Below are 12,532 nucleotides of genomic sequence, written 5' to 3' on the forward strand. Positions count from 1 at the left end.
GCGCGGACGGCCTACCCCGTCGCCTGCGCCTCAGCCTGCGCGAGAAGCGCCAGGACGTGCGCGTGCGAGGCGTCGAAAGCCGCCTGCTCTTCTTCGGTGAAGCGGCAGGTGACGATCGCCTCGCGGCCGGCGCGGCCGATCACGCAAGGCACGCTCATCACCACGTCGGAAACGCCATACTCACCCTGCAGAAGCGTGCCGACCGGCAGCACGGACCGCTCGTTGCCGGCAATCGCCCGGATGATGCGGAACACCGACGCGGCGATGCCGTGGTTGGTGTTGCCCTTGCCCGCGAAGATATCGAGGCCGATCTGCAGCACGCGCCGCCTCACCTCGGCACGGTCGATCAACGGCAGTCCGTTCAGCTCGCAGTAGCTATCCACATCCAGTCCACAGACATTGCACAGGCTCCAGGGAATGAAGCCGGTCTCGCTGTGGTCGCCGAGCACCCAACCGAAGATGTTCTTGGGGTCGATCGCCACATGCTCGCTGACGATGCGCATGAAACGGGCGGTGTCGATGATGGTGCCGAGACTGATCACCCGCTCCTTCGGGAAGGACGAGTGGCGCAGCACCACTTGCACCAGAATGTCGACGGGATTGGTGACCATCAGCACGATGGCGCCCGGCGAAGTCCGTTCCACCTCGACGATGATCGACTTCATGATGGCGCTGTTGATCTGGGCCAGCGCATCGCGCGTCTGTCCGGCCTTGATCTGCGCCCCGGCGGTGATCACCACGATGTCGCTGCCGGCGGAGTCGGCATAGTCGCCGGCAACGAGGCGGGGGTTCTGCGCATAGATGAAGGACGTCGTGTGAGAGAAGTCCCAGAGCTCCGCCTGGGCCTTGGCCGCAGCCTGGTCGATCACCACGATTTCCGAGGCGACGCCGCTGTTGAGCAGATGGCCGACAACCTCCGTGCCCACGGCTCCCATGCCGATGACCGTGATCTTCATCCCTGCCCCCTGACACATGATCGTGGACGGAATCTAGATCACTTAACAGGACATGAGGCAATCGCCGGGTAAGAGCGCCTCCCCGATCCCTATGACTTTTTTATATCTTTGCCCTTCGCTCCGTCTCGAACCCCTATGCGGATCGGACCTATCTTGAGTCTCGTATTCCGAAATCTCCCGCAAACCTCTGGCGGGAGAGACGGGTTCGCGCGCGCAAGACCTTCGGAAAGCCGAAGCCAACGCGCCGGCCCAAAATGAATCTGGAGTCCGAAGATGGATATCGTCCTCCCTCTGACTGGTATCGCCTTTTTTGCACTGATGCTCGGCTACGTCCAAGTCTGCGACAGGCTTTGAGCGCTGGAGTGCCCACCATGCTTCTTGAATACGTCATCGGCGGCGCCACGGCGGCGTTCCTCTCAGCCTACCTGATTTACGCCCTCGTCCGCCCCGACCGCTTCTGACCTCCCGTCGATCAGGAATATCTCAATGACCATCAATGGATGGATGCAGATCCTCGTCTTCTGCGGGATCATCATTCTGCTCGTCAGGCCGCTGGGCGGCTATATGACGGCCCTCTTCACCGGCGGGCGGACGCCGCTGTCGCTCGTTCTTGGCCCGCTTGAGCGCGGCCTCTACCGCCTCGCCGGCACATCCGAGCGGGAAGAGCAGCACTGGACGACCTATGCGGTGTCCATGCTGTTGTTCAATCTCCTCGGCGTCCTGCTGCTCTACGCGCTGCTGCGCCTTCAGGGCTCCTTGCCGTTCAACCCAATGGGCATGGCCAGCGCGCCGCCGGAACTCGCCTTCAACACCGCCGTCAGTTTCGTGACCAACACCAACTGGCAGAACTACGGCGGCGAGACCACCATGTCCTACCTCAGCCAGATGCTCGGGCTGACGGTGCAGAACTTCCTGTCGGCGGCAACCGGCATCGCGCTGGCCGTGGCGCTGGTCCGCGCCTTCGCCCGCAAGTCGGCGCGGACGGTGGGCAACTTCTGGGTCGACATGACCCGTACGACGCTCTACCTGCTGCTGCCGATCTGCATCGTCCTGGCGCTGGTCTTCGTCGCGCTCGGCGTGCCCCAGACGCTCGGCGGTTCCGCCCAAGCGACCACGCTGGAAGGTGCGAGGCAGACCATCGCGGTCGGCCCGGTCGCTTCCCAGCTCGCCATCAAGATGCTCGGCACCAATGGCGGCGGCTTCTTCAACGTCAACTCCGCCCATCCCTTCGAAAACCCCGGCGCCATCTCCAATCTGATCCAGACGGTGGCGATCTTTGCCATCGGCGCGGCGCTCACCAACGTCTTCGGCCGCATGGTTGGCAACGAGCGGCAGGGCTGGGCGATCTTCGCGGCCATGGGCACGCTGTTCCTTGTCGGCGTCGCGGTTTGCTACTGGGCCGAGGCGGCCGGCAATCCGCTCGTCCACGCCCTCGGCATCGACGGCGGCAACATGGAAGGCAAGGAAGCCCGCTTCGGCATTGCCCTGTCTGCCCTCTTCGCAACCATCACCACCGCCGCCTCCTGCGGCGCGGTGAACGCCATGCACGACAGCTTCATGGCGCTCGGCGGCATGATCCCGCTGATCAACATGATGCTCGGCGAGATCATCGTCGGCGGCGTCGGCGCCGGCTTCTACGGCATCCTGATGTTCGTGGTGATCGCCATCTTCGTCGCCGGTCTGATGGTCGGGCGCACGCCCGAATACCTCGGCAAGAAGATCGAGGCCAAGGAAGTGAAGATGGCCATGCTGGCGGTTCTCTGCCTGCCGCTCGCCATGCTCGGCTTTGCCGCCGTGGCGGTGGTACTGCCGACCGGCGTCGCATCCGTCGCCAACGCGGGACCGCACGGCTTTTCGGAAATCCTCTACGCCTACACCTCGGCGGCGGCCAACAACGGCTCGGCCTTCGGCGGCCTTTCCGGCAATACGCCCTGGTACAACATCACCTTGGGCATCGCCATGCTGATGGGGCGCTTCCTGGTGATCGTGCCCGCGCTGGCGATCGCCGGTTCCATCGCCGCCAAGAAAACCGTTCCCGCATCGGCCGGCACCTTCCCCACCGACGGCGTGCTGTTCGTCGGCCTGCTCACCGGCGTCATCGTCATCGTCGGCGGCCTCACTTTCTTCCCTGCGCTCGCGCTCGGCCCGGTGGTCGAACATCTGGCGATCACCGCCGGTGAGACCTTCTGAACGTCGGACGGACAGGAGTTTTTCATGAGCAAGACCAAGTCCGCGAGCCTTCTCGACGCTCGCATCCTGCTTCCGGCCATCGGCGGCGCCCTTCGCAAGCTCGACCCGCGCAGCCTGATCCGCAACCCGGTGATGTTCGTCGTCGCCACCGTTTCGGCGCTCACCACCGTGCTTCTGGTTAAGGACGCCATCACCGGCAATGGCGAGCTCGGCTTTTCCTTCCAGATCGTGATCTGGCTGTGGTTCACGCTGCTGTTCGCCAACTTCGCCGAAGCGGTGGCGGAGGGGCGCGGCAAGGCGCAGGCCGACGCCCTGCGCCGCACCCGCACCGAAACCCAGGCCAAGCTGCTGACCGGCGCCGACAACGCCTATCGGATGGTTCCCGGTCACAGCCTCAAGGTCGGCGACGTGGTGCTGGTCGAGACGGGCGACATCATCCCCTCCGACGGCGAAGTGATCGAGGGCGTTGCCTCGGTCAACGAGGCGGCGATCACCGGCGAATCGGCTCCAGTCATTCGCGAGTCGGGCGGCGACCGCTCGGCGGTGACCGGCGGCACCGAAGTGCTGTCCGACTGGATCCGCGTGCGCATCACTGCGGCGGCCGGCTCCACTTTCATCGATCGCATGATCGGACTGGTGGAAGGCGCCGAGCGGCAGAGGACGCCCAACGAGATCGCGCTCAACATTCTCCTGGCCGGCATGACGCTGATCTTCGTGCTGGCCACGGTGACGATCCCGAGCTTTGCCACCTACGCCGGCGGCTCCATCCCGGTCGTCGTGCTGGTCGCCTTGTTCGTGACGCTGATTCCCACCACCATCGGCGCGCTCCTGTCGGCCATCGGCATCGCCGGCATGGATCGCCTCGTCCGCTTCAACGTGCTGGCCATGTCCGGCCGCGCCGTCGAGGCGGCGGGCGACGTCGACACGCTGCTGCTCGACAAAACCGGCACCATCACGCTCGGCAACCGTCAGGCCACCGCCTTCCACCCTGTCGCGGGGATTACCGCCCAGGAACTTGCCAACGCGGCGCAACTGGCATCGCTCGCCGACGAAACGCCCGAGGGACGGTCGATCGTCGTGCTCGCCAAGGAGAAACATGGCCTCAGGGGCCGGGAGATGGAGAGCCTGCACGCCACCTTCGTGCCCTTCACCGCCCAGACCCGGATGAGCGGCGTCGACTACGACGGTCTCAGCATCCGCAAGGGCGCCGTCGATGCCATTCTCGCCCAGGCCGACCCGGCTGGCGCGATGGCACTGCGCGAGGTTCGGTCGCTCGCCGACGGCATCGCCAAGGCCGGCGGTACGCCGCTGGCGGTGATGCGGAACGGCCGCGTCCTTGGCGTCGTCGAGCTCAAGGATGTCGTCAAGGGCGGCATTCGCGAACGCTTCGCCGAACTGCGCCGCATGGGCATCCGCACGGTGATGATCACCGGTGACAACCCGATGACCGCCGCAGCCATCGCCGCCGAGGCCGGCGTCGACGACTTCCTCGCCCAGGCGACTCCAGAGGACAAGTTGAACCTCATCCGCGCCGAACAGGCAAAGGGCAAGCTGGTGGCCATGTGCGGAGACGGCACCAACGACGCGCCTGCCCTCGCCCAGTCGGACGTCGGCGTTGCCATGAACACCGGCACCGTCGCTGCCCGCGAGGCCGGCAACATGGTGGACCTCGACAGCGACCCGACCAAGCTGATCGAGATCGTCGAGATCGGCAAGCAACTGCTGATGACGCGCGGCGCGCTCACCACCTTCTCGATCGCCAACGACGTCGCCAAGTATTTCGCCATCATCCCGGCGATGTTCCTGGCCTTCTATCCGCAGCTCGGCGCGCTCAACGTCATGGGCCTCGCCACGCCGCAAAGCGCCATCCTCTCGGCGATCATCTTCAACGCCCTGATCATCGTGGCATTGATCCCACTGGCGCTTAAAGGCGTCCGCTACCGGCCGGTCGGTGCCGGCGCGCTACTCAGCCGCAATCTCCTGATCTACGGCCTGGGCGGCCTCATCGTGCCCTTCGTCGGCATCAAGGCGATCGATCTCGCCGTCACCGCTCTCGGCCTCGTTTGAAGGATACGTCCATGCTGAAGCAACTGCGGCCCGCAACCGTCATCCTCCTCGCCCTGGCGGCTCTGACCGGGCTCGCCTATCCGCTTGCCATGACCGGCATCGCCGGAGCCGTGTTCCCCCATCAGGCCTCCGGCAGCCTGATCGAGCGGAACGGCGTCGTCATCGGTTCGGAACTGATTGGACAGGCCTTTGCAAGCGAATCCTACTTCCATGGCCGCCCCTCCGCTGCCGGTAACGGATACGACGCGTCGAGCTCAAGCGGTTCCAATCTCGGCCCGGCCAATCCGAAGCTGATCGATCGCATCCGTGCCGACGCGGAAAGGCTGAAGGGGGAAAATCCCGACGCGCCGGTGCCGATCGATCTCGTCACCGCATCCGGCAGCGGTCTCGACCCGCAGATCTCGCCCGAAGCGGCCTATTTCCAGATACCGCGCGTTTCCAAGGCGCGCGGCCTTGATCCGGCGGCGCTCAAGCAACTGGTCGATGCCCAGATCGGAGGGCGGGAGCTGGGGTTCATTGGTGAGCCCACCGTCAACGTCTTGAAACTCAACCTCGCTCTCGACGACCTGCCGAAGAAGTGATCGAATCCCGGCGGAGCCGCTCGGCGGCTCCGCCCCTTACGAGGACGACATGCCGCTTCAGGACGACAGGAACACCGACGTCAGGCCCTCGCCCGAGGCGCTTCTCGAAAGCGCCGAGCGGGAGACGCGCGGCCGTCTCAAGATCTTCCTCGGCGCGGCGCCCGGCGTCGGCAAGACCTACGAAATGCTGTTGGCCGGGCGGGGCCGACGGGTCGACGGAACGGACGTGGTCATCGGCGTGGTCGAGACGCACGGACGGCCGGAGACTGCCGCGCTGCTTGACGGCCTGGAAATCATTCCCCGCCTCAAGCTCGGCTACAGGGGCCGCGAGCTCGAGGAGATGGATCTCGATGCCATCCTCGCTCGCCATCCCCAGCTCGTGCTGGTCGACGAACTCGCCCACAGCAACGTCGAGGGCAGCCGGCACCCCAAACGCTATCTGGATGTGGAGGAGTTGCTCGGCCGCGGCATCGACGTCTACACGACGCTCAACATTCAGCACGTCGAAAGCCTCAACGACGTCGTCGCTCGCATCACTCGCATCCGGGTTCGCGAAACGATACCGGATTCCATCATCGATCGGGCCGACGACATCGAGATCATCGACCTGACGCCGGACGATCTCATCAAGCGGCTCCACGAGGGCAAGGTCTATCTGCCGAAGACCGCCGCCCGCGCCACCGCCAACTACTTCTCACCGGGCAATCTCACCGCCCTGCGCGAGCTGGCGCTGAGGCGCACGGCCCAGCGCGTCGACGACCAGCTCGTCAGCCACATGCAGGCCCATGCCATCGCCGGACCGTGGGAGGCCGGTGACAGGGTTCTGGTCTGCATCGACGAGCGTCCGCGCTCGGCCGCTCTGGTCCGCTACGCGAGGCGACAAGCCGATCGCCTCAGGGCGCCATGGGCGGCGATCCACGTGGAGACGGCGCGGTCGGCGACGCTCGCGGACCCCGGCAAGGATCGTCTTGCCGGTCACCTGCGCCTTGCCGAGCAGCTCGGAGGCGAAGCCGTAACCATTCCCGGCCAGGATGTCGCGCGCGATATCCTCCGTTACGCCAGGACCGGCAACTTCACGCATGTCGTCGTCGGCACGTCGGACAAGGGGCGCTGGCGAGAGCTGTTCGAGGGATCCGTTTCGCACGACCTGATCCGTCGTGCCGGCGACATCTCCATCCACGTCATTTCCGGCACCGATCGCACGACCGGACAGGCAAAGGGCGTCCGCACCGCACCGCCCGCCAGGTCCATCCGGCTCAAGCCCTATCTCGTCTCGACACTTTATGTCGCCGGCGCACTTGCCGTCAGCGGCGCGCTCAACAGTTTCCTCGACGTCCGCAACCTCGGCCTTGTCTTCCTGATCGCTGTTCTGGCCTCGGCCATCACATCGGGCCTGTGGCCGGCTCTTTATGCCTGCGTTGCCAGTGCGCTCGCCTTCAACTTCTTCTTCCTTGAGCCCAGGCACACCCTGACCATCAGCGACCCGGAAAGCGTGGTTGCCCTGGTGATCTTTCTCATCGTCGCCGTGATCGCCAGCAATCTCGCCGCGCGACTGCACCGACAGGCAGCCGCGGCCAGGCAGCGGGCGAGGACGACCGATAACCTCTACCAGTTCTCGCGCAAACTGGCCGGCACCGGCACGCTGGACGACGTGTTGTGGGCCACCGCCTATCAGATTGCCGCCATGCTCCGCCTGCGCGTGGTCGTTCTGATGCCCGACGGCGATACGCTCGACGTCAAGGTCGGCTATCCGCCTGACGACACGCTGGTCGACGCCGACATCGCCGCCGCCCGTTGGGCCTGGGAGCACGAACAGCCCGCCGGGCGCGGCGCCTACACCCTGCCCGGCGCCAAGCGGCTCTACATGCCTCTCCGGACGGGCCGGACGCCGATCGGCGTCGTCGGTCTCGACAACGACAAGCCCGGCCCGTTGCTGACGCCGGAGGAACAGCGGCTTTTCGATGCGCTCGCCGATCAGGCCGCCGTCGCCATCGAGCGGACCCAGCTCGTCGCCGACGTCGAGCGCGCCCGGCTGGCCGCCGAGGCCGACCGTCTGAGAACCGCGTTGCTGTCGTCGATCTCCCACGATCTCAAGACGCCGCTGGCCGGCATTCTCGGCGCCGCCGGAACGCTCAAGGACTACGCCGTCTCGCTGCCGGAGGCCGACCGGGCTGAACTCGTTTCGACGATCATCGACGAGTCGGAGCGTCTGCACCGGTTCATCGGCAACCTGCTCGACATGACGCGGCTGGAATCGGGCGCCATGCATCCGAACGCCTCGTTGCATTTCCCCGGCGACATCGTCGGCAGCGCGCTTCGTCGGGCCAACCACCTTCTCGCTCGGCACAGGGTCGACGTGGCGTTGCCGCCCGACCTGCCTATGCTCAAGGTCGACGCCGTACTTTTCGAGCAGGTGGTCTTCAATCTTCTCGACAACGCCGCCAAGTATGCGCCGCCGGCCTCCACCGTCGCCGTTCAGGGATGGCGGAACGGCGACTACGTGGTGCTTCGCCTCGTCGACGAAGGCCCCGGCATGCCACCCGACGACCTTGAACGGATATTCGACAGCTTCTATCGGGTGCGCAAGACCGACCACGTCCCCGCCGGCACCGGGCTCGGGCTTGCCATCTGTCGTGGCTTTGTCGAGGCCATGGGCGGCACCATCTCGGCGACGAACCGCGCCGACCGCTCGGGGGCGATCTTCACCATCAGCCTTCCCATTCCCCTGCAAACCGAAACCGTGAAAGATCCAACATGACAGCGCCAACGATCAAGATACTGGTCGTGGACGACGAGGCGCCAATCCGCCGGCTTCTGCGCGTCGGGCTGACCACAGAGGGCTATGCCGTTCGCGAAGCCGCCGATGCCGCCGATGCCGTGGCAAGCCTTGCCGAGGAGAAGCCGGACGTCATCATTCTCGACCTCGGCCTGCCCGACGTTCAGGGGCACGACCTAATGACCGGCTGGCGGCAATCCGGCCTGGAGTTGCCCGTCATCATCCTGTCGAGCCGCACCGACGAGGCGGGCATCGTCCGGGCGTTGGAAGGCGGCGCCGACGATTACGTCACCAAACCCTTCGGCGTTGCCGAACTGGCGGCTCGCATTCGCGTCGCCCTGCGCCATCGCCTGCAGCAGCAGGGCGAGCGGCCCATCTTTCAGGCCGGGGAGCTTTCCGTCGATCTCGTCAAGCGCATCGTCAAGGTGGGCGCGCGCGAGATCAACCTCTCGCCCAAGGAGTACGACATCCTGCGTCTCATGGTGCAGCACGCCGGCAAGGTGCTGACCCACCAGCACATTCTTCGGCAGGTCTGGGGCGGATCGGCCGATGTCCAGTACCTCCGGGTCTACGTGCGTCAGCTCCGCCAGAAGATCGAGCAGAGCCCCGATCAACCCCAGTACATCCTGACGGAGACCGGGGTCGGATACCGCCTCCGCGCTGCCGACTGAAAGTCGCTTCCTCCAACGCCGCGCACCTCGACGCCGAACATGAGAAGACCATGGAACTCGCCGATTTGATCGAACCACAGGATGTGTTCATCGACCGCCAGGTAACCTCCAAGGCGGAGCTCCTGCGCGATCTTGCTCATCTCGCGTCCGGACGAACCGGCATCGACCTGGGCGCAATTCTCGACCCGTTGATCGCTCGCGAACGCCTTGGGTCGACGGGCATCGGCAACGGCGTCGCCATTCCCCACGCCAATGTGCCCGACCTTGCCAGCCCGTTCTCGCTGCTGGCCCGGCTGAGGCAGCCGATCGATTTCGAGGCGATCGACGAGACGCCGGTCGACGTCGTGTTCCTGGCGCTTTCTCCGGCGCACAAGGGATCGTCACACCTCGGTCTGCTGGCCACGATCGCCAGAAACGCCCGATCGGCCGCTTGGTTGCATGCCGTTCGGCAGGCGCCGTCGCCCGCCGAACTTCATGCCCTGCTCGCCGCTCCAACCAGTTGACCGATCGACGTCGGAAGCTTTGATCAGCGCAGCAGCCCCTGCCCGCCATCAATCCAGATCGGCGAGCCGGTGATATGCGACGACGCGTCGCTCACCAGGAAGGCAATGAGATGGGCGACGTCTTCCGCCCGCCCGGGCTCACCGCCGGTCAGCGGCACCTGCCCCTCCGGCCAGACCACCGGTATGGCGGTTTCCTCCTCGGCACGCTTCGTCGTGCTGTCGTCGATGTTGGTCTCGATGGCGCCCGGACAGACGGCATTGATCCGGATCCGATGGCGGCCGAGCTCCAGGGCCAGTTGCTGCACCATGGCGAGTTGGGCCGCCTTGCTGGCCGAGTAGGCGGTGGCGCCGGGTGAGGTGAAGGTCCGCGTACCGTTGATGGAGGAGACGACGACGATCGAGCCGCCGTCGCCGCTCTTGAGGTGCGGTACCGTGAAACGCAGAGTGAGGTATGTGCCACGCAGGTTGATGGCGATCGTCTCATCCCACTCCTCGGCCGTAATGTCCTCGATCGGCGCCCAGGTTCCGTTTATGCTGGCATTGGCAACGACGGCATCCAGGCGGCCAAACCGCTCGACGAGACGTGAGACCGCTGCGCTCATCTGGTCTTCCTGGGAAATGTCGGCGTCGAGCGTCTCCACCTCCGCGCCGAAGTCGCGCATCAGCTTCGCCACGTCCTCGAGCTCGGATGGCGTTCGTCCGAGCAACCCGACGGCAAAACCATTGCGCGCCAGTTCGATGGCGGCCGCCCGCCCGATTCCAGACCCGGCGCCGGTCACCAGAGCGACTTTCGTTCTCGGCATGTCGTTCTCCCGAACAGATCTTGTGGCCTTGTATACCCTTAGGTTGCAGACACTCGTCTTTTCCGCCTTTCGGACAGGCCTTCCGCTATCGCGATTGCCGTCTTCCAGTAGAGGACTCAATGAGCTATGATGACGACCGGCCCCATTTCCTTTGGTTGTATCGCCTTCGGCCGTTGCCGTTTCCCGAGTCTCCAAGATCTGTCCGGCCTGTTCTGATTTCCCGGCATGTTTCGACCGGCGAGCCCGAGCGGTGAGCCCTTTCGACCGATCGAACCGCCGTACCAGACAAATGTTCCCTGCGTCCGCTTTCTCCCTGTTTCGGGGGAACCAATGCATGACGGTTTGGTTCCCAAGGCATCTGAGGCGTCCGGCCGCCATCTGGCACAAGAGGTGACGCAAGTGACCCGAAAGTTCGAAATCGCCCGCTCCGACAACGATGAACAAGGCGCGGGCAGGACGGCCCCGGACACGTTCCCCGGCGCTGGTCCGGAGGTACATCTGGTCAAGCGCTTCGAACCGCTGGCGGTCCTGGCTGTCGCTTCGGAGGCCTTCCCGGTCGTCAAGACGGGCGGTCTCGCCGACGTCATCGGCTCGCTGCCGAAAGCCTTGCTGTCACAGGGCATCGCCACCAGAACGCTCATTCCGGCCTATCCGATGGCACTCGCCAACTGCGAGGACCGCGAGATCGTCGGGCAAATGTCGGTTCTTGGCGAGAATGTCACGCTATGGGCCAGCCATTGCCATGAGCTGGAGTTGCTTCTGGTCGACTGCCCCTCGCTGTTCGATCGGCGCGGCGGGCCGTATCTCGACGATCAGGGCAGCGACTACGCTGACAACTGGCGCCGCTTCGCCCTTCTGTCGGCGGTGGGCGCCAAGATCGCCGCCGAGGGAGTGGACGACTGGCGCCCCGACCTCGTCCATCTTCATGACTGGCAGGCCGGACTGACGGCCGCCTACATGCGAGCCGCGGGTATTGACATCCCCACGGTCATTACCATCCACAACCTGGCCTTCCAGGGTCAGTTCCCGGCGAACTTGTTCCCGGCCCTCGGTCTGCCCGAGCATTTCTTCAACGTCGACGGGCTCGAGTACTATGGCGACATCAGCTTCCTGAAGGCCGGTATCCGGCTCAGCGATGCGGTGACCACGGTATCGCCGACCTATGCTCGCGAGATCCTGACCGAGGAGCAGGGAATGGGCATGGCGGGCGTGTTGCAAAGCCGCCGATCGGTCCTATCGGGCATCGTCAACGGTATCGACGAGGACATCTGGAACCCGCTCACCGACCCCTACATCACCGAAAACTATGATCTCGACACCATCGAGCGGCGCAAGGAGAACCGTCAGGCGGTCGAACAGACCTTCGGCCTGATACCCGGGGACGGAGCAATCCTCAGCGTCGTCAGCCGACTGACCTGGCAGAAGGGCATCGATCTGCTGGCGCCCGTGGTGCAAGGCATCGTCGACCGGGGCGCGCGTCTCATCGTCATCGGCGAGGGTGACCCGGACATTGTCTACACGCTGGCCGATCAGGCGCGGCGGCATTCCGGCCGCGTTGTCTTGCATATCGGCTTCAGCGAGGAAGCGGCCCACCTCCTCCACGCCGGCAGCGACATCGTCGTGCAGCCGTCCCGCTTCGAGCCCTGCGGGCTGACGCAGCTCTACGCCCTGAGATATGGCGCCATTCCCGTCGTCTCGCGTACGGGCGGTCTGGCGGAAACGGTGATCGACGCCAACGAGGCGGCGACAGCGGCCGGCGCGGCCACGGGCTTCCATTTCCATCCCGGTTCGGTCGAGGATCTATACCAGGCCATCGACCGGGCACTGACCGCCTACGAGAATGCCGACGCCTGGAATCGCCTGCAGACGCAGGCCATGCGGACCAGCTTCGGTTGGGCGCGAAGCGCCGAGCGTTACGCCTGCCTCTACCGGCGGCTCGTTCGCGGACATACCCCGCCGTCGCAGGAGCGAAGGCAATGAGGCGG

At 65.3% G+C, this 12,532-nt stretch carries 10 protein-coding genes; 8 read left to right on the plus strand and 2 right to left on the minus strand.

The features are described from left to right. Window positions 1-11 precede the first annotated feature (11 nt). Window positions 12-956, minus strand: a complete 945-nt coding sequence (locus M4J39_RS04025) for a hypothetical protein (protein WP_251726497.1) — start codon at window positions 954-956, stop codon at window positions 12-14. 371 nt (window positions 957-1,327) lie between these two features. Between M4J39_RS04025 and kdpF the strand changes: the two genes are divergently transcribed. Genes kdpF through M4J39_RS04060 form a run of 7 tightly spaced genes read left to right on the plus strand, consistent with a single transcriptional unit; the run spans window position 1,328 to window position 9,744 of the window. Beyond that, the gene (kdpF, locus tag M4J39_RS04030) at window positions 1,328-1,417 is read left to right on the plus strand and encodes a K(+)-transporting ATPase subunit F (protein WP_251726498.1); all 90 of its coding nucleotides are present in this window, start codon (window positions 1,328-1,330) and stop codon (window positions 1,415-1,417) included. A gap of 25 nt (window positions 1,418-1,442) precedes the next feature. Continuing rightward, complete coding sequence (gene kdpA / locus M4J39_RS04035; protein ID WP_251726499.1) at window positions 1,443-3,146, plus strand: potassium-transporting ATPase subunit KdpA; 1,704 nt, start codon at window positions 1,443-1,445, stop codon at window positions 3,144-3,146. A gap of 24 nt (window positions 3,147-3,170) precedes the next feature. Then, a complete protein-coding gene (kdpB, locus tag M4J39_RS04040; protein ID WP_251726500.1) occupies window positions 3,171-5,213 on the plus strand; it encodes a potassium-transporting ATPase subunit KdpB in 2,043 nt (680 codons plus the stop codon). A gap of 11 nt (window positions 5,214-5,224) precedes the next feature. Then, window positions 5,225-5,794, plus strand: a complete 570-nt coding sequence (kdpC, locus tag M4J39_RS04045) for a potassium-transporting ATPase subunit KdpC (RefSeq protein WP_251726501.1) — start codon at window positions 5,225-5,227, stop codon at window positions 5,792-5,794. 49 nt (window positions 5,795-5,843) lie between these two features. Beyond that, window positions 5,844-8,552 carry a sensor histidine kinase KdpD gene (locus tag M4J39_RS04050; RefSeq protein ID WP_251726502.1) on the plus strand — a complete coding sequence of 903 codons (2,709 nt, stop codon included), beginning with the start codon at window positions 5,844-5,846 and terminating at the stop codon, window positions 8,550-8,552. Continuing rightward, entirely contained in the window at window positions 8,549-9,241 is a 693-nt protein-coding gene (locus tag M4J39_RS04055; protein WP_251726503.1) for a response regulator, read from the plus strand. Before M4J39_RS04050 ends, M4J39_RS04055 begins: the two co-directional genes overlap by 4 nt. Window positions 9,242-9,291: 50 nt before the next feature. Further along, window positions 9,292-9,744, plus strand: a complete 453-nt coding sequence (locus M4J39_RS04060) for a PTS sugar transporter subunit IIA (protein WP_251726504.1) — start codon at window positions 9,292-9,294, stop codon at window positions 9,742-9,744. Window positions 9,745-9,767: 23 nt separating this feature from the next. On the opposite strand, the gene M4J39_RS04065 is transcribed toward M4J39_RS04060, so the two are convergent. Next, window positions 9,768-10,547, minus strand: coding sequence for an SDR family NAD(P)-dependent oxidoreductase (locus M4J39_RS04065; RefSeq protein WP_251726505.1), 780 nt, complete (start codon window positions 10,545-10,547; stop codon window positions 9,768-9,770). 399 nt (window positions 10,548-10,946) lie between these two features. Here M4J39_RS04065 and glgA point away from each other — a divergent pair, with 399 nt between their 5' ends. Beyond that, entirely contained in the window at window positions 10,947-12,527 is a 1,581-nt protein-coding gene (gene glgA, locus M4J39_RS04070; RefSeq protein WP_251726506.1) for a glycogen synthase GlgA, read from the plus strand. The last annotated feature ends 5 nt before the right edge of the window (window positions 12,528-12,532 follow it).

The sequence above is a fragment of the Pleomorphomonas sp. NRK KF1 genome, from assembly GCF_023721755.1.
Taxonomy (GTDB): domain Bacteria; phylum Pseudomonadota; class Alphaproteobacteria; order Rhizobiales; family Pleomorphomonadaceae; genus Pleomorphomonas.